Source organism: Aeromonas salmonicida (assembly GCF_028355655.1).
Taxonomy (GTDB): Bacteria; Pseudomonadota; Gammaproteobacteria; order Enterobacterales; family Aeromonadaceae; genus Aeromonas; species Aeromonas salmonicida.
Window position 1 is genome coordinate 4778614 of record NZ_CP110645.1, and the last position, 21387, is coordinate 4800000.

General features: G+C 58.7%; 18 protein-coding genes, 1 tRNA gene and 2 rRNA genes (1 of these 21 only partly in view). 3 read left to right on the forward strand and 18 right to left on the reverse strand.

Translation table 11 applies throughout. The features are described from left to right. Positions 1 to 52: 52 nt before the first annotated feature. Positions 53 to 1318, reverse strand: coding sequence for a transcription termination factor Rho (gene rho, locus ONZ54_RS22260; protein ID WP_005320670.1), 1266 nt, complete (start codon positions 1316 to 1318; stop codon positions 53 to 55). A gap of 206 nt (positions 1319 to 1524) precedes the next feature. Next, on the reverse strand, positions 1525 to 1851 hold the full coding sequence (trxA, locus tag ONZ54_RS22265; RefSeq protein ID WP_005320671.1) for a thioredoxin TrxA: 327 nt from the start codon (positions 1849 to 1851) through the stop codon (positions 1525 to 1527). A gap of 113 nt (positions 1852 to 1964) precedes the next feature. Here trxA and rhlB point away from each other — a divergent pair, with 113 nt between their 5' ends. From rhlB to ONZ54_RS22280, 3 genes are read left to right on the forward strand one after another with little or no spacing between them, the layout of a single operon-like run. Beyond that, positions 1965 to 3254 (forward strand): ATP-dependent RNA helicase RhlB, encoded by a 1290-nt coding sequence (gene rhlB, locus ONZ54_RS22270; RefSeq protein ID WP_011899248.1) that lies wholly within the window; start codon positions 1965 to 1967, stop codon positions 3252 to 3254. A 13-nt stretch (positions 3255 to 3267) separates the two neighbouring features. Then, positions 3268 to 4758, forward strand: coding sequence for a guanosine-5'-triphosphate,3'-diphosphate diphosphatase (gppA, locus tag ONZ54_RS22275; RefSeq protein WP_058406732.1), 1491 nt, complete (start codon positions 3268 to 3270; stop codon positions 4756 to 4758). A 30-nt stretch (positions 4759 to 4788) separates the two neighbouring features. Beyond that, the gene (locus ONZ54_RS22280; protein ID WP_087756847.1) at positions 4789 to 5043 is read left to right on the forward strand and encodes a Rho-binding antiterminator; all 255 of its coding nucleotides are present in this window, start codon (positions 4789 to 4791) and stop codon (positions 5041 to 5043) included. Positions 5044 to 5114: 71 nt separating this feature from the next. Here ONZ54_RS22280 and ONZ54_RS22285 read toward each other — a convergent pair whose 3' ends face one another. From ONZ54_RS22285 to ONZ54_RS22360, 16 genes are all read right to left on the reverse strand, one after another. After that, entirely contained in the window at positions 5115 to 5864 is a 750-nt protein-coding gene (locus tag ONZ54_RS22285) for a class I SAM-dependent methyltransferase (protein WP_021139514.1), read from the reverse strand. Positions 5865 to 6002: 138 nt separating this feature from the next. Next, entirely contained in the window at positions 6003 to 8549 is a 2547-nt protein-coding gene (locus tag ONZ54_RS22290) for a sensor domain-containing phosphodiesterase (RefSeq protein WP_271787186.1), read from the reverse strand. 205 nt (positions 8550 to 8754) lie between these two features. Continuing rightward, positions 8755 to 10797 carry an oligopeptidase A gene (prlC, locus tag ONZ54_RS22295; RefSeq protein ID WP_271787187.1) on the reverse strand — a complete coding sequence of 681 codons (2043 nt, stop codon included), beginning with the start codon at positions 10795 to 10797 and terminating at the stop codon, positions 8755 to 8757. A 223-nt stretch (positions 10798 to 11020) separates the two neighbouring features. Continuing rightward, the gene (gene hemB, locus ONZ54_RS22300) at positions 11021 to 12040 is read right to left on the reverse strand and encodes a porphobilinogen synthase (RefSeq protein ID WP_271787188.1); all 1020 of its coding nucleotides are present in this window, start codon (positions 12038 to 12040) and stop codon (positions 11021 to 11023) included. A gap of 3 nt (positions 12041 to 12043) precedes the next feature. Then, a complete protein-coding gene (locus ONZ54_RS22305; protein WP_271787189.1) occupies positions 12044 to 12829 on the reverse strand; it encodes a TatD family hydrolase in 786 nt (261 codons plus the stop codon). A 111-nt stretch (positions 12830 to 12940) separates the two neighbouring features. Then, on the reverse strand, positions 12941 to 13696 hold the full coding sequence (tatC, locus tag ONZ54_RS22310) for a twin-arginine translocase subunit TatC (protein ID WP_005320700.1): 756 nt from the start codon (positions 13694 to 13696) through the stop codon (positions 12941 to 12943). Next, complete coding sequence (gene tatB / locus ONZ54_RS22315) at positions 13693 to 14139, reverse strand: Sec-independent protein translocase protein TatB (protein ID WP_005320703.1); 447 nt, start codon at positions 14137 to 14139, stop codon at positions 13693 to 13695. The genes tatC and tatB overlap by 4 nt, the downstream gene beginning before the upstream one ends. A 3-nt stretch (positions 14140 to 14142) precedes the next feature. Beyond that, on the reverse strand, positions 14143 to 14388 hold the full coding sequence (gene tatA, locus ONZ54_RS22320) for a Sec-independent protein translocase subunit TatA (protein WP_005320705.1): 246 nt from the start codon (positions 14386 to 14388) through the stop codon (positions 14143 to 14145). Positions 14389 to 14500: 112 nt separating this feature from the next. Further along, positions 14501 to 16141: a ubiquinone biosynthesis regulatory protein kinase UbiB gene (ubiB, locus tag ONZ54_RS22325; protein WP_271787190.1), complete on the reverse strand. Its 1641-nt coding sequence runs from the start codon at positions 16139 to 16141 to the stop codon at positions 14501 to 14503. Beyond that, a complete protein-coding gene (locus tag ONZ54_RS22330; RefSeq protein ID WP_265467623.1) occupies positions 16141 to 16749 on the reverse strand; it encodes a ubiquinone biosynthesis accessory factor UbiJ in 609 nt (202 codons plus the stop codon). Before ONZ54_RS22330 ends, ubiB begins: the two co-directional genes overlap by 1 nt. Positions 16750 to 16757: 8 nt before the next feature. Beyond that, positions 16758 to 17510 carry a bifunctional demethylmenaquinone methyltransferase/2-methoxy-6-polyprenyl-1,4-benzoquinol methylase UbiE gene (gene ubiE, locus ONZ54_RS22335; RefSeq protein WP_005320731.1) on the reverse strand — a complete coding sequence of 251 codons (753 nt, stop codon included), beginning with the start codon at positions 17508 to 17510 and terminating at the stop codon, positions 16758 to 16760. A 65-nt stretch (positions 17511 to 17575) separates the two neighbouring features. After that, positions 17576 to 17953, reverse strand: a complete 378-nt coding sequence (gene crcB / locus ONZ54_RS22340; protein WP_005320732.1) for a fluoride efflux transporter CrcB — start codon at positions 17951 to 17953, stop codon at positions 17576 to 17578. 89 nt (positions 17954 to 18042) lie between these two features. Then, complete coding sequence (locus tag ONZ54_RS22345; protein WP_271787191.1) at positions 18043 to 19308, reverse strand: cytosine deaminase; 1266 nt, start codon at positions 19306 to 19308, stop codon at positions 18043 to 18045. 271 nt (positions 19309 to 19579) lie between these two features. Beyond that, positions 19580 to 19655: transfer RNA gene (locus ONZ54_RS22350), tRNA-Thr, on the reverse strand. A gap of 106 nt (positions 19656 to 19761) precedes the next feature. Beyond that, positions 19762 to 19876: ribosomal RNA gene (rrf, locus tag ONZ54_RS22355) — 5S ribosomal RNA — on the reverse strand. A gap of 127 nt (positions 19877 to 20003) precedes the next feature. After that, a 23S ribosomal RNA gene (locus ONZ54_RS22360) occupies positions 20004 to 21387 on the reverse strand; it runs 1504 nt beyond the window's last position.

Sequence of the window (21387 nt, forward strand, 5' to 3'; positions counted from 1 at the left end):
TAGATAAACAAAAACCGCGACATGAGCCGCGGTTTTTCATTTTCCGACCAGATTACTTCTGCTGACGCCGCATGGAGTCGAAGAATTCGTCGTTGGTCTTGGTGGCCGCCAACTTGTCGATCAGGAACTCTATGCTGTCGATCTCACCCATGGGATGAATGATCTTGCGCAGGATCCACATCTTCTGCAGCTCGTCACCGGTGGTCAGCAACTCTTCCTTCCGGGTGCCGGAACGGGTGATGTCGATGGCCGGGTAGATGCGCTTCTCGGCAATCTTGCGCGAGAGGTGCAGTTCCATGTTGCCGGTACCCTTGAACTCTTCGTAGATAACCTCGTCCATCTTGGAGCCGGTATCCACCAGCGCGGTCGCTATGATGGTCAGGCTACCGCCTTCCTCAACATTGCGAGCGGCGCCAAAGAAGCGCTTGGGTCTGTGCAGGGCGTTGGCATCCACACCACCTGTCAGTACCTTGCCAGATGACGGGATGACAGTGTTGTAGGCGCGAGCCAGACGGGTGATGGAGTCCAGCAGGATGACCACATCCTTCTTGTGCTCGACCAGACGCTTGGCCTTCTCGATAACCATATCGGCAACCTGAACGTGACGGGAAGCAGGCTCGTCAAAGGTGGAAGCGATCACTTCACCCTTCACCATGCGCTGCATCTCGGTCACTTCTTCCGGACGCTCATCGATCAGCAGGACGATCAGTTCACAGTCCGGGTGGTTGTAGGCAATGCTCTGGGCGATGTTCTGCAGCAGCATTGTCTTACCGGCCTTGGGCGGCGCCACGATCAGGCCACGCTGGCCTTTACCGATGGGGGAAGCCAGGTCCAGCACACGGGCTGTGATATCTTCGGTAGAACCGTTACCCCGTTCCATGCGCAGACGTTCGTTGGCATGCAGGGGGGTAAGGTTTTCAAACAGGATCTTGTTGCGGACGTTTTCCGGACGGTCGTAGTTGACCTCGTTGACCTTGAGCAGCGCGAAATAACGTTCGCCCTCTTTCGGTGGCCGGATTTTGCCGGAAACAGTATCGCCGGTTCGCAGGTTGAAACGGCGGATCTGGCTCGGGGAGACATAAATATCGTCCGGGCCAGCCAGATAGGAGCCATCTGCACTACGCAGGAAGCCAAAACCGTCGGTCAGGATTTCCAGCACACCGTCGCCAAAGATATCCTCGCCACCCTTGGCGTGCGCCTTGAGGATTGCGAAAATAATATCTTTCTTGTGCGCCCGAGCCAGATTTTCTAACCCCATGGATTCGCCAAGCTTTACCAGCTCGGACACAGGAGTGTTCTTTAATTCAGTCAGATTCATAGTGGTGAAAGTCTGTAAGCAAGGATTGAAATGAGGAGACAGTCTGCTGGATTGATGCTGATCGGATTTGACTTGCCAGGCTGCTGCTAAGCAAAGAGTCAGGCAAAAAGGTTAGCAAACGAACGATAAGCTAGCACCAATCGGGATGAGCGTCTAGGTGATAAAACACAAGGAGCGCATTATTGCAATGCGCTCCTTTTTGATTATTACAGGTTAACGTCCAGAAACTCTTTCAGCTGAGTCTTGGACAGGGCGCCGACCTTGGTCGCAGCCACTTCGCCATTCTTGAACAGCAAGAGGGTCGGAATACCGCGAATGCCATACTTGGGCGGCGTGTCGGCGTTATGATCGATGTTCAATTTCGCCACTGTCACACGACCGGCATACTCTTGGGCGACTTCGTTCAGGATCGGGGCAATCATCTTGCACGGACCACACCATTCGGCCCAGAAGTCGACCAGAACGGCGCCATCGGCTTTGATTACATCTGCCTCGAAGCTGGCATCGCTCAGCTGAACAATCTTGTCACTCATCTCCAACTCCAGTCAGTAATTAAGGCTTTATTGACGTATCAACAAAGGCAATAGTTGCCCTATTTGAAATGATCCTGTTTATTATTGCAAGCCTAACCTGATAACCTACCGCCATGAGCAAAACACACTTAACGACCGAAAAATTCGCCCAAATGGGCCTCGAACCCGAAGTTCTGGCTGGTCTGGAATCAAAGGGATTTCACTATTGCACGCCCATCCAGGCGCTGTCTCTGCCACTGCTGGTAGAAGGTCATGACCTCGCTGGTCAGGCTCAGACAGGGACCGGCAAGACCATTGCCTTCCTGGCCGCAACATTCAACTATTTGCTGACCCACCCGCTGAGCAATCCCCGTCTGGTTAACCAACCCAGAGCCATCATAATGGCGCCAACCCGGGAACTGGCAGTGCAGATCTACAACGATGCCGATACCATTTCCGCATCCACCGGCCTGAAACTCGGCCTCGCCTACGGTGGCGAAGGTTACGACAAGCAGCTGGCCGTGCTGGAGCAGGGCGTCGACATCCTGATCGGCACCACGGGTCGCATCATCGACTACTTCAAGTCCAAGGTGATCGATCTGAGCAACATTCAGGTCGTGGTGCTGGATGAAGCGGATCGCATGTTCGATCTGGGCTTCATCAAGGACATCCGCTTCCTGTTCCGCCGCATGCCTGCCCCGACCGAGCGTCTGAGCATGCTGTTCTCCGCCACCCTCTCCCTGCGGGTGCAGGAGCTGGCCTACGAACACATGAACCACCCGGAACATGTGCAGATAGAGCCGGAGCAGATGACCGGCATCCGCATTCAGGAGGAGCTGTTCTACCCCTCCAACGAAGACAAGATGCTGCTGTTGCTCTCCCTGATGGAAGAAGAGTGGCCGGAAAAAGCCATCGTCTTCGCCAACACCAAGCATGTCTGTGAAGACGTGCATGCGTGGCTGGAGAATGACGGTCACCGCGTCGGTCTGCTGACCGGTGACGTGCCGCAGAAGAAGCGGATGAAGATCCTGGAAGACTTCACCAAGGGAACCCTGGACATACTGGTCGCTACCGACGTGGCTGCCCGTGGTCTGCACATTCCTGATGTGACCCACGTCTTCAACTACGACCTGCCCGACGATGCCGAAGACTATGTACACCGTATCGGTCGTACCGGTCGTGCCGGCAAGAGCGGTCACTCCATCAGCCTGGCCTGTGAAGACTATGCCTTCAACCTGCCGGCCATCGAGGAGTACATCCACCACCCGATCCCGGTCAGCAAATATGACCGTGAAGCGCTGCTGGATGACGTGACTGCCCCGAAACGGGTCGTTCGCAACCGTCAGCCGGTGAACCGCAACATGCGGGATCGCCAGGGCGGTGGCAACAGCAACAACCGTCGTCGTCCGCCACGCAAGAGCTGAAGGACAGGCCCAGTTGCACAACTCGCCTCTCTATGCCGCCATTGACCTCGGCTCCAACAGCTTTCACATGCTGGTGGTGCGCGAGGTCGCCGGTGCCCTGCGCACCGTCACCAAGGTCAAGCGCAAGGTTCGCCTCGCCGCCGGGCTCGATCCGGAATTTCGTCTCAGCCGTGCCGCCATGGAGCGGGGCTGGGACTGCCTGCGTCTGTTCTCCGAGCAGCTGCAGGACATTCCGGCCGACAATATACGGGTGGTGGGCACGGCCACACTGCGCCTTGCCACCAACGTCGACGAGTTCCTGAGCGAAGCGGAACGGGTGCTCAACCACAGCATAGAGATCATCTCTGGCGAGGAAGAGGCCAAAACCATCTACGAGGGTGTCTCCTGGACCTCGGCCGGGGAAGGCAACCGGCTGGTGATCGACATCGGCGGCGCCAGCACCGAGTTGGTGATTGGCGAACACAGCGAAGCGAAACTGCTCAACAGCCTGCACATGGGCTGCGTCACCTGGCTCAACAACCACTTCGGTGATGGCGAGCTGAGTGAAGCTCGCTTTGCGCAGGCGATTGCCGCCGCCAAGGCGGTGCTGGAGAAGGTGGCGGAAGATTACTGCGTCCTTGGCTGGCGCACCTGCGTCGGCGCCTCCGGCACTGTACAGGCGCTGCAGGAGATCATGCTGGCGCAAGGGAAGAGCGAGCGGGTCACCCTGCCCAAGTTGCAGGAGCTGATGGGTCAGGCCATCGCCTGCGGCAGGCTGGACCGGCTGCAGCTGGAAGGACTGGCGGCCGAGCGGCTGACCGTGTTCCCCTCCGGTCTCGCCATCCTGATCGCCATCTTCGAAACCCTGAACATAGAGAGCATGACCCTGGCGGGCGGTGCCTTGCGCGAAGGGCTTATCTACGGTCTGCTTGGCAACAATCACGACTGCGATGCCCGGGATCGTACCGCCGACAGCCTCATCAGCCGCTATCAGCTGGATAAAGAGCACGCCGAGCGGGTGCGTGACACCGCCATAGAGGCGTTCAACCAGCTGCAACCGGCCTGGCGCCTCTCCAAACGCTACGGTCGCCCTATCCTGCGTTATGCGGCCCTGCTGCACGAGATTGGCCTCTGTATCGAGTACAAGAAGGCCCCGCAACACGCGGCCTACATCATAGACAACATCGACATGCCGGGTTTTACTCCTGCACAGAAGAAGTTGTTGTCGGCCCTGCTGTTCAACCAGCGGGATGAATTCAAGCTGGAAACCCTGGAAAAACAGGGTGCCGTCACGGGTCGTCAGGCGATCCGGTTGGCCCGCATCCTGCGCATCTCGCTGATCCTCTGCATGCGCCGTACCCAGGGCACAGTACCCAACTTCACCCTGCAGGCCGAGGAAGAGGCGTTGACCCTGACCCTGCCCAAGGGGTGGATGGACGAACACTACCTGCGCGCCAGCGAATTGCGTCTCGAAGTGGAACGCCAGCAGAAGATGGGCTGGCCTACTCGCTTGCTGGAAGCCTGACACAGAAACTTGCTCGTTTGGGAGCCGATCATGCCGGATTACCAACCCATCAGCTGCGATCTCTACGACTGGCTTGAAATTGCCGCCAGCTGGCAATTGCCGGTGACCCTCACCAGTCGCGATGGCCACCAGTGGGATGACAAGATCCGCACCATCGAAGCCAGCGAGGGTGTCGAGTATCTGCTGCTGCACAGTGGCGAGCGACTCAGCCTGGGGGATCTGGCGACCCTGCGCCTGAGCTGGCAAGGGGAAGAGAAGCTGATCCGCTTCGCCCCAACCAACTGAATCCGGTACGAAAAAAGAGGGCCAACCTTGGGTTGGCCCTCTTTTTTTTCATCAGCGGCTCACACTGGCGGTTAACCCGCAGCCAGCGCTGCCATCACGTAGACATCGAAGCGATTGCTCTTGGTCTCGATGGCCATGCTGGGCTTGTGCTCGTTGAGCCAGCCTGCGTAGTCGGGGCGCTTCACCACCACCCGCTTGTCCGCCATCTGCAGCGCGGCCGGCAACAGGGCATCGGCGTCGAGATCCGGCCCCACCAGCGACTGGAACACCCGCATCTCTTTCTTCACCAGCGCCGACTTTTGCTTGTGAGGGAACATGGGATCGAGGTAGATGACATCGGGCCGCTCCGGCAACGCCAGCAGGTTGTCCACCGCCGGTCCTTGCAGCAGGCGCATCCGCTCGCTGACCCAGGGACCTATCTCGGGATCCTGTGCCGCCCGCATCAATCCATCCTGCAACAGGGCCGCCACCACGGGGCTGCGCTCAATCAGGGTCACCTTGCAGCCGAGGGAGGCCAGCACGAAGGCGTCGCGGCCGAGCCCGGCGGTAGCATCCACCACGGTAGGCATTGCACCGGCCTTGAGCCCGACCGCCTTGGCAATGGATTGACCGCGTCCGCCGCCAAACTTGCGGCGATGGGCCACCGCCCCTTCCACGAAGTCCACATAGACGGCACCCAGCTTGGGTTCGTCCAACTTGCGCAGCTCCAGCCGCTCAGGCGTAAACACCAGCGCAAACTGGGGGTAGTCGGTCTGGTTCAGCTGGCTGGCCAGCGCGTGGGCCTGCGCGGCCTTGGTGGGGTCTTCGAGGAGGATTTGCATGGTCTTGGCTGCGTTCTAAATTCAATGAGCGGAGTGTATCACAGCCCCTTTATGCGGCCGTAGGGTGTGTCGTATCGGGGCATAATGACATGGCGAGAACGCGCTACAGGCTGACGTTAGCGTTAGAGCTGGTATCGGCTAGCTGATCTGCAGGAACATGCTCTTGTCGTTGAGTTGCAGATATTCGACCAGATCGTCATAGGCCAGCGGGCGGCTGAGCAGGAAACCCTGAGTGAAGGCACATCCCTTCTGGCAGAGGAAGTTGAGCTGCTCGCGCGTCTCCACCCCCTCGATCACCACCTGCATGCCGAGGTTGTGCACTATGTTGATGATGCCGTCGAGCAGCAGCCTGTCCTGTTCGTTGAACGGGATGTGGCGCACGAAGGCGCGGTCAATCTTGACCAGATCCACCGGGAAGTTACGCAGGTAGTTGAGGGCCGAATAGCCGGTGCCGAAGTCGTCGATGGCCAGCTTGCAGCCCGCCTCGCGCAGGGCATCGATCCGCACCCTGTGCTGATCGCTGGTCTCCATCAGCAGGGATTCGGTGATCTCGATGACTATGTCACAGGGGTCGAGCCCGAAGTGGTGGATCACCTTGAGCCACTCGCTCGCCTCCGGGTCTATGGTCTGGAACTCCAGGGTGGAACGGTTGATGGACATCTGCAGATCCGGGAAGCCGGATTGCTGCAACCGCGCCAGATCCCGGCAGGACTGCCAGAGCACCAGCGCCCCCAGCCCCTGGATGAGCCCCGCCTCCTCCGCCAGCGGAATGAAGTCCGCCGGCGAGACCTGACCCCAGTGCGGGTGATACCAGCGCACCAGCGCCTCCAGCTTGGCCACCCGGCCGCTGCGGTTGTCCCAGATGGGCTGATAGGCCATGGTCAGCTGCTCCAGCTTGATGGCCTCCGCCAGATCCTGCTGCATCTGGTGGCGCTGGCGCACCTCTTCCCGCATGGAGGCGCAGTAGCTGCCCAGCATCCGCCCCTGCCGCTTGGCGGCAAACAGCGCCTGCTCCGCGTTGCGCAGCAGCTCATCGCTCTCGATACCATCCCCCGGGCAGAGGGTGATGCCTATGGTCGCCGTCACATAGAGGTGCTGGTTGGCCAGCATGAAGGGGCGGGCAAAGCCGCCGATCACCTGTTTGGCGAATACCTCAGCCTGACGGCGGTTGACGATGCCGGGCACCAGAAACGCGAACTCGTCGCCGCCGATGCGGGCCACCAGATCTTCGGTGCGCACCCGGCTCACCAGCCGATCCGATACCTCTCGCAGCAGGGCATCACCAGCATGGTGATCCATGCTGTTGTTGACCGCCTTGAAGTTGTTGAGATCCAGCACCATGAGCGCAAAGCGCTCGCCCCGCTCGCAGAAACGGGTGAGGCAGCGACCAAACAGCCAGCGGTTGGGCAGGCCGGTAAGGTTGTCGTAGTTGGCCTGGGCAGCGATCTTCTGTTCCGCCAGCTTGGTCTGGGAGAGATCGCTGAAGATGCCTATGTACTGGCTGATCTTGCCCCCTTCCCGCAAGGTGCTGATCATCAGCTGCTGGGGGTAGAGCTTGCCATTCTTGCGCTTGTTCCACACCTCCCCCCGCCAGACGCCCACCCGCTCCAGCGCATGGTACATGTCGGCATAGAAGGCCTGATCGTGCAGTCCGGATTTGAGCATGCTGGGACGCTGGCCGCACACCTCCTCCCCGCTGTAACCGGTGATCTGCTCGAACGCCGGATTGACCGAGATGATGCGACTGTCGGCATCACACACCAGAATGGCTTCGGAGAGGTTGTCATAGACCCGGTGGGAGAGCTTGAGCTGCTCGGCATGGCGCTTGAGGGGATCGATATTTTCCAGCACCACCATCAGGTAGTCGGGCTGCAAATGTTCATCCCGTACCAGAGTGACGGTCACCCGGCCCCACAGCACCTGGCCATCTCGATGCAGGTAACGCTTCTCCTGGGTGAAGGCGGTGCGCTCGCCACGCTTGAGCTCCGCATAGCAGGAGACGCTGCGCAGCCAGTCTTCCGGGTGGTTGAGCTCGGCGGCGGTACGGTGCAGCAGCTCGCTCTGGCTGTAGCCCAGCATCTTTTCGATGGCCGGGTTGGTCCAGAGGATCTTGCCATCCAGATCCAGCTTGCCGATCCCCACAGGGGCGTGGGACATCATGGTGTGCAGGAAATGGTGATACTCGGGCTGGCTCTGCACCGGCTGCTGCTGAAACATCAGCGCCAGCTCACGGCCGGCCAGTGGGGCCAGCAGTCGCAACAGCCCCATCACCTTGTCCATGTTGGCGAGCGGCCGTTTGAACAGCACGCTGCAGATGCCGATGGTCTCGCCCTGGGCATTCTTGAGGGCGATCCCCGCATAGGCCTGGATGTGCCAAGCCTGCAACACAGAAGCATGGGGGAACAACTGCTGGACGCGGTCGCTGAACCAGGCCTCCCCCTCTTGCAGGGTGATTTCCCCCGGGGTGGCGCTGACCGGAAAAGTGAAGCTTGTGGTGTCGAGAGATGCCGGATGGGCAGCGTGGACCTTGAAAAACAGCCCCGCTTGATCCCTACCTGAAATCAGGACGAAGTCGGCCCCGATCGCTGCTGCGATTTCACTCACAAAGGTATCGAAATATCCCTGACCACTCGAATGAGACAGACTTGAGATGATTTGATAGACAGACTCGAGTGCTCGCCTCATGGCAAGGTTCTTTCTCTCCCTGGAAGGTAGAACCCGACTCTACTCAAGAGGCGGGGACAGTGCAAACATGCACTCCGCAAGATATTAAAAAGCCTTGAGAAAAGGGACCAAAAGGTCCCTTTTTATCTCAAAAATCACGCGGAGATCCCACTATGCCGCAAAAGTGTACCTGCTTGAAGCTCAAGGCCGCCTGGGGCACTGAGTCTCACGCGGCAATCCCGCTATGGCGCAGCAGAGCATCCACTTGGGGCTCGCGGCCACGGAAGGCCCGGAACAGCTCCATCGGCTCCTTGGAACCGCCCTTCTCCAGGATGTTCTTCAGGAAGGATTGGCCTGTGGCCGGATTGAAGATCCCCTCCTCCTCGAAGCGGGAGAAGGCATCTGCCGAGAGCACTTCGGCCCATTTATAGCTGTAGTAACCCGCCGCATAGCCGCCCGCAAAAATGTGGGAGAAGCTGTGCTGGAAACGGTTGAACGCAGGCGGCGTCATCACGGCTACCTGGCTGCGCACCTCGGCCAGCAGGGTCGGGATCTGATCCGGGTTGGCCGGGTCAAACTCCTGGTGCAGACGGAAGTCGAACAAGGCGAATTCCAGCTGACGCAACATCTGCATGGCGGCCTGGAAGTTGCGGGCAGTCAGCATCTTCTCCAGCAGATCGGCAGGCAATGGCTCACCGGTCTCATGGTGGCCGGAGATAAAGGCCAGCGCTTCGGATTCCCAGCACCAGTTCTCCAGGAATTGACTCGGCAGCTCCACCGCATCCCAGGCCACGCCGTTGATGCCGGCGACACCGGCCACGTCGATCTGGGTCAGCATGTGGTGAATGCCGTGGCCAAACTCGTGGAACAGAGTCACCACCTCGTCGTGGGTAAACAGGGCCGGTTTGCCATCCACAGGGCCGTTGAAGTTGCAGGTCAGGTAGGCCACCGGCTTTTGCAAGGACCCATCCTGACGGTAGCGGCGACCCAGGCAGACATCCATCCAGGCGCCGCCCTGCTTGTGCTCACGGGCATAGAGGTCGAGGTAGAAGCTGCCGCGCAGCTCATCCTCGGCATCGAAGATGTCGTAGAAACGCACGTCCGGATGCCAGGTGTCGATGCCGAGACGCTCGCGCACCTTGATGCCGAATACCCGCTTCACCACCTCGAACAGCCCTTTCACTACCTTGTTGGCAGGGAAGTAGGGGCGCAGTTGCTCGTCGGAGATGGAGAACTTGTGCTGCTTGAGCTTCTCGGCGTAATAGGGAAGATCCCAGGCCGCCAGCTCGCGCTGACCGTGATGCTCGGCGGCAAAGGTGCGGATCTCTTCCAGCTCGGCCTTGCCTTGCGGCAGGGATTTGGCTGCGAGATCCGTGAGGAAACCCACTACCTGTTCGGTTTTTTCCGCCATCTTGGTCGCCAGGGAGAGCTCGGCATAGTTGCCAAAGCCCAGCAGTTTGGCCAGCTCGCGACGCAAGGAGAGCAGCTCTGTCATGATGGCGGAGTTATCCCATTTGCCGGCGTTTGGGCCCTGATCCGAGGCGCGAGTCGTGAACGCCTCATACAGCTCGGCACGCAGCTCGCGGTTGTCGGCATACATCATGACCGGCAGATAGGAGGGGATATCCAGGGTGAACAACCAGCCCTGCTGACCCTTCTGCTCCGCCAGCTGACGGGCGGCAGCCAGTACGCTTTGTGGCAGACCGGCCAGTTCGGCCTCGTCGCTCACCAGCTTGGTCCAGCCCTGGGTCGCATCCAGCACATTGTTGCTGAAGCGGGAGGCGAGCTCGGAGAGACGGGCCTGGATTTCACCGTAGCGCTGCTGCGCCTCGGCGGGCAGACCGATACCGGACAAACGAAAATCGCGCAGGGTATTCTGGATCTCCTTGCGCTGGGCACCATCGAGGCGAGGGAAATCATCGCTCTCAAAGAGGCCCAGATAAGCCTGATAGAGGCCTTCATGTTGACCGACATAGGTCTGGAATTCGGACAGCAGCGGCAGGCAGGCGTCGTGGGCCGCGCGCAGCGCTTCGCTGTTGAGGACGGAGTTGAGATGGCTGACCGGCGACCAGACTCGTGCCAGGCGGTCATTCACCTCTTCCAGCGGGGCAATCAGGCTGTCCCAGGTATGGGAATCGCGCTGGGCCAGCACATCGGTGATCTTCTGTTTGCAATCGGCGATGGCCTGCGTCACGGCAGCTTGCACCTGTTCGGGCTGGATCTGGCTGAAGGGGGGCAGCGAGTCCATTGTCAGCAAAGGGTTGTTCATCCTGCGGTACCTCTAAATTCTCTTACAGCCCCTGCCGTCCAGAAGCCTGCTTGGACTACCTAAGATGTAGGCAGGAACCTCATTAATCAAGCCTTTGCCGCCGTGAACCGGGTCAGTTGCCCACTTTTCGCGAAAACATGCTCATTAAAGCAGCGATCCGGCTGTTAGAGACGACAATGCCGGCCCCTGGGCCGGCATTGTGAGCTAAATGAGATGGCGGACATCAGCGTCTGGCGTCTTCCTGCAGCCACTGGGCAACCCGTTTGGCGAAGTAGGTGAGAATGCCATCGGCACCGGCTCGCTTGAAGCAGAGCAGGGACTCCATGATGCTCTCCTTCTCCTTCAGCCAGCCGTTCTGGATCGCCGCCATGTGCATGGCGTACTCGCCGCTCACCTGATAAGCAAAAGTCGGCACGCCGAACTGATCCTTCACCTGACGGATCACGTCCAAGTAGGGCATGCCCGGCTTGACCATGACGCTGTCAGCCCCTTCCTGAATATCCAGCGCCACTTCGTGCAGGGCTTCGTTGCTGTTGGCCGGATCCATCTGATAGGTGGCCTTGTTGCTCTTGCCGAGGTTGCCGGCAGAGCCCACCGCATCGCGGAACGGGCCGTAGTAGCAGGAGGCATACTTGGCGGAGTAGGCCATGATCTGGACATTGATGAAGCCGTTCGCTTCCAGTGCGGCGCGAATCGCGCCGATGCGGCCATCCATCATGTCGGACGGCGCAACGATATCGGCCCCGGCGGCAGCGTGGGAGAGCGCCTGCTTCACCAGGATGTCCGTGGTGATGTCGTTCAGCACATAGCCTTCATCATCTATGATGCCGTCCTGACCATGGGTGGTGAAAGGGTCGAGTGCCACATCCGTAATGACCCCCAGCTCGGGGACACGCGCCTTGAGGGCGCGGGTCGCCCGCTGGGCCAGACCGTCCGGGTTGTAAGCTTCTTCCGCCAACAGGCTCTTGCTCTGAAGCGGGGTCACCGGGAAGAGCGCAATGGCGGGCACGCCGAGGGCGACCAGCTCTTCGGCTTCCGCCAGCAGCAGGTCGATGGAGAGACGATCCACCCCCGGCATGGAGGTGACGGCCTCACGACGGTTCTCCCCCTCCAGCACGAACACGGGATAGATGAGATCGTTGGCGGTCAGTACGTTCTCGCGCACCAGACGACGGCTGAAATCATGTTTGCGCACCCGGCGCAGACGGCGACCCGGAAAGGCGCCCGGAAGAGTTGTAGCCATGAATCACTCCTGAAGAGGAAGTTGGAAGAACGCGGCGGAGGTGGCCCGGGTATGGGCCAGCAAGGCCTCGGGCGCTTCACCACGGCAAGCCGCCACCACCTTGGCGATATGCGGCAAAAAAGCGGGTTCGTTGCGTTTGGGTCTGGGTTTCAAATCCCGCGGTACCAGATAGGGGGCATCGGTTTCGATCATCAGCCGACCGGCCGGAATGCGTGCCACCTGTTCCCGCAGCAGCTGACCACGGCGCTCGTCGCAGAGCCAGCCAGTCACCCCGATATGCAGTCCCAGCGCCAGACACTCGTCCAGCTCCTCGTCGGAACCGGTGAAGCAGTGCAGCACGGCTCCCGGCAATCTGGGCAGCCAGGGACGCAGGATCTCGACAAAACGGGCGTGCGCATCGCGACAGTGCAGAAACACCGGCATCCCGAGCTCGGCCGCCAGCGCCAGCTGGGCGTCGAACACCGCATCCTGCACCGGACGGGGGGAGAAATCGCGGTTGTAGTCGAGACCACACTCGCCGATGGCGACCACCTGCGGCAGGGCTGCCAACTTACGCAAGGCTGGCAGGGTTGCATCATCGACGCTTTTGGCATCGTGAGGATGCACACCGGCGGTGGAGAAACAGTAACCCGGCCACAGCGCAGCCAGGTCAGCGCTTTCACGGCTACCGGCCAGATCGGTACCGGTCAGGATCAGTGCCTCCACCCCGACGGCACGGGCGCGTTCCACCAGTTCAGGCTGTTCACCGGCAAACTGGCTGCTGGTGAGGTTGAGACCAATGTCGATCATGGGATGAGACGTTCCGAACAAAAGGAAGACATATCAGGTATTTGAAAACCATCTACTCGATGGGGCATCACCATACGCCTCGAACGGGGGCATGAAAAGAGGAAGGGAGCCTCAGCTCCCCTCTTCCGTTTGTTCCTGTTGCTCCTCATCCTCTTTCTTCACATAGAAACGGGCGAAGAACAGACCTATCTCCCACAAGGCCCACATGGGAATGGCGAGCAGGGTCTGGGAGAAGACATCGGGTGGCGTCAGCAACATGCCGACCACGAATACCCCGACGATGACGTAAGGACGCTTCTCCCGCAGGCTCTTGGGAGTGGTCACCCCTGTCCAGCACAGCAGTATGGTGGCCACAGGTATCTCGAACGCCACCCCGAACGCGAAGAACAGGGTCAGCACGAAGTCCAGATAGCTGGCGATGTCGGTCGCCACCGTCACTCCGGCGGGCGCCGTACTGGTGAAGAAGCCGAATACCAGCGGGAACACCACGTAGTAGGCAAACGCCATTCCGCTGTAGAACAACACGGCAGTGGAGACGACCAGCGGCATGATGAGACGCCGCTCATGCTTGTACAAACCAGGGGCGATGAAGGCCCAGGCCTGGTAAAGCAGATAGGGGATCGCCACAAAGAAGGAGACCACCAGAGTCAGCTTGATGGGTGTCAGGAAGGGGGTCGCCACATCCGTCGCTATCATGCTGGTGCCTGCCGGCAACTGGCTGAGCAGCGGCTGGGCTACGAAGTCGTAGATATTGTTGGAAAAGTAAACCAGACAGACAAACACCAGCAGGATGGCCGAAATGGCATGCAGCAACCGGGTTCTCAGTTCGATCAGATGACTGATCAGAGGTTGTTCGGCCTGACTCATGGCTTCACCTCCTCTTTTTTGTCAGCAAGGACATCCGTGCTCTGAACGGTTGTCACCATGGGCGCCTCATCATGAGTCATGGCCGCGGCTGGTTGCGCAGGTTCAGCCTTCACCTCGGCAGCAGCCGGGGCAGGATGGATGGTATTTTGCTGTTCATAGGGACGGGTCACCGATTGTGCCGCCGCCTTCAACTGCTCGATAGACTCCTGCAACTCGGGGCTCAGGTTGCTCATCTGCAACTGTTCGGCCTTCTTCAGGTCGTTGTGCAGCTCTTGCAACCTCAGCTCCTGCTCCAGCTCGGACTTGACCGAGTTGGCAGTGCTGCGGATCAGCCTGATCCAGTGGCTGGCGGTACGGATCGCCACGGGCAGCCGCTCGGGACCGAGCACCACCAGGGCGACGATGCCGATGACAACCAGCTCCCAGAAACCGATATCGAACATGGCTTAAGCCTGATCTTTGTCTTTCTGCTTGGCGGCCTCGGCTCTGGTGGCCGCATCGTTCAGCTGTTTCGGATCGAAATCTGCATCCTTCTCGGCCGGCTTGGCCTCGGGTTCGTCAGACATGGCTTTCTTGAAGCCTTTGACGGCCGCGCCCAGATCACCACCGATCCCGCGCAATTTCTTGGTGCCGAACAGCAAGACTACGATGGCCGCGATGATCAACAATTGCCAAATACTGATACCACCCATGATATTTCTCCAAAATTGGCGCCAAGGGGCGCGAGTGTGTTATTGACGAGCACGATACTGATACCAGTACGCAATCTTTCCAAACTGGCACTTGAGGTGTGCAAGCAGGCAATTAGTGTGAACGGGCCTTGAACCAACCCAGCAGCCAGCATAATCCGGCACCAGCCAGGCTGATTTGTCCCCATTCAATGTGTTGTTTTTGGGTCAGCAAGAATACACCCACCAACAGCAGGCTGGCTCCAACCCCTAAGAGGTAGCGTGCCTGCCCCTGCCGCCGGCTATGACGGCGAAAATCGGCAAACATCTGCTCGAAGTGGCGCTGCTGGTGACGGGTCTGGCGCAGTGTCTCGTAGACCAGCTCGGGCAACTCCGGCAGCTTCTCCGCCCAGAACGGCGCCTTCTCCTTGATGGCATTCCACACCGCTTTGGGCCCGACCTGCTCGTGCATCCAGTTTTCCAGATAAGGCTTGGCGGTCTGCCACAGGTCCAGCTGGGGATAGAGTTGACGACCCAACCCTTCCACATAAAGCAGGGTCTTTTGCAGCAGCACCAGTTGCGGCTGCACCGCCATGTTGAAGCGACGGGCTGTATTGAACAGGTTGAGCAGCACGTGGCCGAACGAAATCTCGGACAGCGGCTTCTCGAAGATGGGCTCCAGCACGGTGCGAATGGCAAATTCGAATTCATCCACCTTGGTATCGGGTGGTACCCAGCCAGACTCCACGTGCAGCTCCGCCACCCGGCGATAGTCGCGGTTGAAGAAGGCGAGGAAGTTCTCGGCCAGGTAGCGCTTGTCTTCCCGATTCAGGGTGCCGACTATGCCGCAGTCTATGCCGATCCAGAGCGGATTGTCGGGATGCTCATAGGAGACGAAGATGTTGCCAGGGTGCATGTCGGCGTGGAAGAAACTGTCACGGAACACCTGGGTGAAGAAGACTTCCACACCCCGCTCGGCCAACAGCTTCATGTTGGTGCCGTTGGCTTCCAATGCAGGAATGTCGGAAACCGGTATACCGTAGATGCGCTCCATCACCAGCACATGCTCACGGCAGTGTTCGGTGAACACCTCGGGCACGTAGAGCGCATCGGAACCGGTGAAGTTGCGGCGCAGCTGGATGGCATTGGCCGCTTCTCGCATCAGGTTCAATTCGTCGAGTATGGTCTTGCGATACTCTTCCACCACCTCGATGGGTCGCAGGCGCGCGCTCTGGGGTACGAAACGGGCCACCAGGCGGGCCAGGGTCTGCATCAGACGCAGGTCGGCCTCGATGACCGGCTCTATATCCGGGCGGATCACCTTGATGACGATCTCGCGGCCATTCTCCTTCAATCGACCGGTATGGACCTGGGCGATGGAGGCCGAGGCCAGCGGTGTCTCGTCGAAATCGTCGAACAGCGTTTCGACGGGGCAACCCAGGCTCTCCTCGATCTTGAGACGGGCCGCCTGACCGCAGAAGGGGGGAACTCTGTCCTGCAACATGGCCAGCTCTTCGGCGATATCCGGCGGCAGAAGATCACGCCGGGTAGACAGCATCTGACCGAACTTGATGAAGATGGGGCCGAGAGCCTCGAAGGCGAGGCGAATGCGGGCGCCCCGGCTAAGATCGGGCTGCTTTTTCTTCAGCCAGAACAGGCTGCGACGAGCCAGACGACCCGGCCAGGGTTGATAGCGGGCAGGCACCAGTTCATCTATGCCCTGCTCCAGCAGTATGGTGATGATGCGATAGAGGCGCTTGAACTCCTTCGGGGTCATCAGGCTACCTGCTGTTCGAAGCGTGCCAGTCGCAGCTCGACGGCCTTGAGCTGCTGGGCCAGCACCTCGACGTCATCGTTGAAGCTCGCCACCTCCAGTGGACCGGGAGCGAGCCGAATCTCTTCGGTCAGGTATTCGGCCAACTGACGCCGGGAGCGGCACAGCTCGCGCCCCAGCACGCGGCGCGCCTGACGGGCACCGCTGAACAGGGTGTGAGCCAGCACGTCGCCGGTATAGCGCGACAGCTCCTCTTCCCAGTCGATATCCAGCTCGCCAAGCAAGACGCTGAACGCCTGCACCAGCTGGGGATCGCCGCTCAGATCCAGCTTCTCCTCGCGGATATAACGGGTAAGAGCGGACGGGTCTTTCAGCAGGCCAAGCGCCGTCAGCGACAGGCTGAGCACGGCATCGGCCTCACCCTCATGCTGAGCCAGCACATCGAGCCGGCGATCGGAGAAGACGAACCAGAGCGGTTTGAGCTCACGCAATTCCAGCTTGAGCACCTTGCCCGTCAGCTTGCGCAACCGCTCAGGGCTCTGCTTGTCGAACGTCAGCAGCTGATTGAGGCTGGTTTCGATCACGGCAGTGACCATGGCATCCATCGGCATAGGCAACCTTAAAACTTGTAACCGCGGTGCAGGGCAACCACACCCTGGGTCAGGTTGTAGAACTCAACCTGCTCGAAACCGACATTTTCCATCATCCCCTTCAGGGTCTGCTGGTCCGGGTGCATGCGGATGGACTCTGCCAGATACTTGTAGCTTTCACCGTCGTTCGCGACAAGTTCGCCCATTTTTGGCAACAACTTGAAGGAGTAGAGATCGTAGAGCTTGGCGATCACTTCACTGGCCGGCTTGGAAAACTCCAGCACCAGCAGGCGGCCACCCGGCTTGAGCACACGGAACATGGAGGCCAGCGCCTTGTCCTTGTCGGTCACATTGCGAAGGCCGAAGCCGATGGTGATGACATCGAAGTGATTGTCCGGGAACGGCAATGCCTCGGCGTTGGCCTGCACGTAGGAGACATTGTTCGCCACCCCCAGGTTGCGCAGCTTGTCGCGGCCCACCTTGAGCATGGAGTCGTTGATATCTGCCAGCACCACCTGACCTGTCTCGCCGACGATGCGGGAGAACTTGGCGGTCAGATCGCCGGTACCACCGGCCAGATCCAGCACCTTCTGGCCCTTGCGCACACCGGAACAATCGATGGTGAAGCGCTTCCACAGGCGGTGGATGCCGAACGACATCAGATCGTTCATCAGATCATACTTGGCTGCCACCGAATGGAAGACGCCGGCAACCAGAGTTTCCTTCTCGGTCGCGGCCACGGTTTTAAAGCCAAAATGCGTTGTCGTAGTCTGTTCTGACATCCCTTAAACACCCATAGAGCAAAGAATGGTCGCCAGTTTACCAGAGCCAATGGCGTGCGGACACCTTAAACCCGGCTGGCGACCAACTGCATCCCCAGCAACACCATGGCCAGGCAGAGGGACAGGTTGAGACCCATATTCAGCACCGCCTTCAGGTAGGCCCCCTGCTGCGCCAGCACGACTGTATCCAGCGCGAAGGAAGAGAAGGTAGTCAAGGCCCCGAGGATCCCCACCATCAGCAATGGCTTCATAGGGTGTTCCACCACATGACCGTGACTGATGAGGGCAAAGGCGATACCCATGATGAAAGAGCCCACCACATTGACCACCAGGGTGCCGTAGGGGAAATGGCGACCCAGCAATAACGCCATCAGCTCGGATATACCAAAGCGCAGGCAGGCACCGATGGCACCACCGGCTGCAACAAATAACCAGGTTTGCATGGGGCAGACTCCGTAATATCAGGCCGACATTATGCAAAATATCCACAGTAGAGGACAGACAGGCAATTAATCGACACAGTAGTGCCGTCTTAGCGGCGAAAATCGACCGGCTCGACCCGATCCAGATGGAGTGAGGTCTGGGCTGGCCTGGTCTCGGCAATCACCCGACCATGGCGAATGGAGTAGCGCACCGGCACCTGACGGCGCACCGCATCAAAGCCATTCTCGGCGGGCAGGATCAGCAGATTGGCCGGCTTGCCCACCTCGATGCCGTAGCGATCCTGCACATTCAGGGTACGGGCGCTATGGCTGCTGATCAGTTTCAAACTGTCGTTGATCTGCTCATACCCCATGATCTGGCACACATGCAGCCCCATGTGCAGCACCTGCAGCATGTTGGCGGTGCCCATGGGATACCAGGGATCGAACACATCATCGTGGCCGAGGCAGACATTGATATTGGCCTCCAGCATCTCCTTCACCCGGGTAATGCCACGACGCTTGGGATAGGTATCGAACCGTCCCTGCAGGTGGATGTTCACCAACGGATTGGCGACGAAGTTGATGTCCGCCATCTTGAGCTGCCGGAACAGGCGGGAAGCATAGGCCCCGTTGTAGGAGTGCATGGCTGTGGTATGGCTGGCGGTCACCCTATGGCCCATGCCGCGCTCGTAAGCCAGGGTCGCCAGTGTCTCGATAAAGCGAGACTGTTCGTCGTCGATCTCGTCACAATGAACATCCACCAGAACCTGATACTTCTCGGCAAGATCGAAGATGTAATGCAGACTTTCGACCCCGTATTCCCGGGTAAACTCAAAATGGGGTATGGCGCCAATTACATCGGCTCCCAGCCTAAGCGCCTCTTCCAGCAAGGCCTTGCCGTTGGGATAAGAGAGGATCCCCTCCTGCGGAAAGGCCACTATCTGCAGCTCGACCCACTCCTTCATCTCCTCCTTCACCTCCAGCATGGCTTTCAGGGCCACCAGATTGGGGTCGGAGACATCCACATGGGTGCGGACAAACTGGATGCCGTTGGCCATCTGCCATTTCAGGGTCTGGATGGCCCGCTGTTTCACATCTTCATGGGTCAGCAGCGCCTTGCGCTCGGCCCAGCGCTCAATCCCCTCGAACAGGGTACCGGACAGGTTCCAGCTCGGCTCCCCTGCGGTTTGGGTAGTGTCGAGGTGAATGTGAGGCTCGATAAAAGGTGCAATAGCCAGGCCTGCTTCCCCATCCAGCTCCCGGGTAGACAGGAGAGGCTGGCTCATGGGGGCTATGGTCCGGATCAACCCATCCTGACAGAGGATTTGCCACAACCCCTCCCTGTCAGTCAGACACACATTCTTTATCAGCATGTTTTTCATCCTTTTTCTGACACCTATTACCTTTCCAATCGACAACTTAGCTCGGATCAATTTAATAGAACAGCATTCACGTTGAATACATATGAAGCTGACACTATTGGCAAACGGCAACAATAAAGGGAATTGACCGGAATGAAGGCAGGATTGACCGAAATAGGGGCCTCGGATCAGACCCGTCTATATCTGGATGCCAGAAAAATCTCAGTAAACTGAGAAACGCAGATGCAAAAAAGCCTCCCGATTGGGAGGCTTTAATATTTACTGGTGCTGATACCCAGAGTCGAACTGGGGACCTCATCCTTACCAAGGATGCGCTCTACCAACTGAGCCATATCAGCACACTAACCGGTAAAGACCGCACTGCGTGCGTTATCTAAATCTCTCGTCCGCAACAACCTTACATTGTCACACGACCAACCACATCGCTGTGATTGCTTAATTGAAGCCTGGCAGTGTCCTACTCTCGCATGGCGAATGCCACACTACCATCGGCGCTACCGCGTTTCACTTCTGAGTTCGGCATGGGATCAGGTGGTTCCACGGCGCTATGGCCGCCAGGCAAATTACTTCAATCTTGGAAAGCTGACGTGAATAACAACTGTCACCTTAGGTGGTGGTCGCTATCACTGAATTAGGTAGTAGTTCTTCAATTTGCTACAAGCCTTAGAACACTTCTTGGGTGTTGTATGGTTAAGCCTCACGGGTAATTAGTACGGGTTAGCTCAATGCATCGCTGCACTTACACACCCCGCCTATCAACGTTGTGGTCTCCAACGGCCCTTTAGGACCCTCAAGGGGTCAGGGATGACTCATCTCAGGGCTCGCTTCCCGCTTAGATGCTTTCAGCGGTTATCGATTCCGAACTTAGCTACCGGGCAGTGCCACTGGCGTGACAACCCGAACACCAGAGGTTCGTTCACTCCGGTCCTCTCGTACTAGGAGCAACTCCCTTCAATCATCCAACGCCCACGGCAGATAGGGACCGAACTGTCTCACGACGTTCTGAACCCAGCTCGCGTACCACTTTAAATGGCGAACAGCCATACCCTTGGGACCGACTTCAGCCCCAGGATGTGATGAGCCGACATCGAGGTGCCAAACACCGCCGTCGATATGAACTCTTGGGCGGTATCAGCCTGTTATCCCCGGAGTACCTTTTATCCGTTGAGCGATGGCCCTTCCATTCAGAACCACCGGATCACTATGACCTACTTTCGTACCTGCTCGACCTGTCCGTCTCGCAGTTAAGCTGGCTTATGCCATTGCACTAACCTCCTGATGTCCGACCAGGATTAGCCAACCTTCGTGCTCCTCCGTTACTCTTTGGGAGGAGACCGCCCCAGTCAAACTACCCACCAGGCACTGTCCGCGAGCCCGATTCAGGGCCCTGCGTTAGAACATCAAACATACAAGGGTGGTATTTCAAGGACGGCTCCAGCGCAACTGGCGTCACGCCTTCAAAGCCTCCCACCTATCCTACACATGTAGGTTCAATGTTCAGTGCCAAGCTGTAGTAAAGGTTCACGGGGTCTTTCCGTCTAGCCGCGGGTACACCGCATCTTCACGGCGAATTCGATTTCACTGAGTCTCGGGTGGAGACAGCATGGCCATGGTTACACCATTCGTGCAGGTCGGAACTTACCCGACAAGGAATTTCGCTACCTTAGGACCGTTATAGTTACGGCCGCCGTTTACCGGGGCTTCGATCAAGAGCTTCGCTTGCGCTAACCCCATCAATTAACCTTCCGGCACCGGGCAGGTGTCACACCCTATACGTCCACTTTCGTGTTTGCAGAGTGCTGTGTTTTTGATAAACAGTCCCAGCCATCTGGTCACTGCGACTCCCAACTGCTCCATCCGCAAGGGACTTCACTGTCAAGAGCGAACCTTCTCCCGAAGTTACGGTTCTATTTTGCCTAGTTCCTTCACCCGAGTTCTCTCAAGCGCCTTGGTATTCTCTACCCGACCACCTGTGTCGGTTTGGGGTACGATGACTTGTAATCTGAAGCTTAGAGGCTTTTCCTGGAAGCAGGGCATCAATGGCTTCACCACCGTAGTGGCTTCGTCTCG

What these genes read in the sequence shown, in the direction of transcription:
- rho (WP_005320670.1), bottom strand. Translation starts at nt 1,318, where the DNA reads ATGAATCTGACTGAATTAAAGAACACTCCTGTGTCCGAGCTGGTAAAG.
- trxA (WP_005320671.1), bottom strand. Translation starts at nt 1,851, where the DNA reads ATGAGTGACAAGATTGTTCAGCTGAGCGATGCCAGCTTCGAGGCAGAT.
- rhlB (WP_011899248.1), top strand. Translation starts at nt 1,965, where the DNA reads ATGAGCAAAACACACTTAACGACCGAAAAATTCGCCCAAATGGGCCTC.
- ONZ54_RS22280 (WP_087756847.1), top strand. Translation starts at nt 4,789, where the DNA reads ATGCCGGATTACCAACCCATCAGCTGCGATCTCTACGACTGGCTTGAA.
- ONZ54_RS22285 (WP_021139514.1), bottom strand. Translation starts at nt 5,864, where the DNA reads ATGCAAATCCTCCTCGAAGACCCCACCAAGGCCGCGCAGGCCCACGCG.
- ONZ54_RS22290 (WP_271787186.1), bottom strand. Translation starts at nt 8,549, where the DNA reads ATGAGGCGAGCACTCGAGTCTGTCTATCAAATCATCTCAAGTCTGTCT.
- prlC (WP_271787187.1), bottom strand. Translation starts at nt 10,797, where the DNA reads ATGAACAACCCTTTGCTGACAATGGACTCGCTGCCCCCCTTCAGCCAG.
- hemB (WP_271787188.1), bottom strand. Translation starts at nt 12,040, where the DNA reads ATGGCTACAACTCTTCCGGGCGCCTTTCCGGGTCGCCGTCTGCGCCGG.
- ONZ54_RS22305 (WP_271787189.1), bottom strand. Translation starts at nt 12,829, where the DNA reads ATGATCGACATTGGTCTCAACCTCACCAGCAGCCAGTTTGCCGGTGAA.
- tatC (WP_005320700.1), bottom strand. Translation starts at nt 13,696, where the DNA reads ATGAGTCAGGCCGAACAACCTCTGATCAGTCATCTGATCGAACTGAGA.
- tatB (WP_005320703.1), bottom strand. Translation starts at nt 14,139, where the DNA reads ATGTTCGATATCGGTTTCTGGGAGCTGGTTGTCATCGGCATCGTCGCC.
- tatA (WP_005320705.1), bottom strand. Translation starts at nt 14,388, where the DNA reads ATGGGTGGTATCAGTATTTGGCAATTGTTGATCATCGCGGCCATCGTA.
- ubiB (WP_271787190.1), bottom strand. Translation starts at nt 16,141, where the DNA reads ATGACCCCGAAGGAGTTCAAGCGCCTCTATCGCATCATCACCATACTG.
- ONZ54_RS22330 (WP_265467623.1), bottom strand. Translation starts at nt 16,749, where the DNA reads ATGCCGATGGATGCCATGGTCACTGCCGTGATCGAAACCAGCCTCAAT.
- ubiE (WP_005320731.1), bottom strand. Translation starts at nt 17,510, where the DNA reads ATGTCAGAACAGACTACGACAACGCATTTTGGCTTTAAAACCGTGGCC.
- crcB (WP_005320732.1), bottom strand. Translation starts at nt 17,953, where the DNA reads ATGCAAACCTGGTTATTTGTTGCAGCCGGTGGTGCCATCGGTGCCTGC.
- ONZ54_RS22345 (WP_271787191.1), bottom strand. Translation starts at nt 19,308, where the DNA reads ATGCTGATAAAGAATGTGTGTCTGACTGACAGGGAGGGGTTGTGGCAA.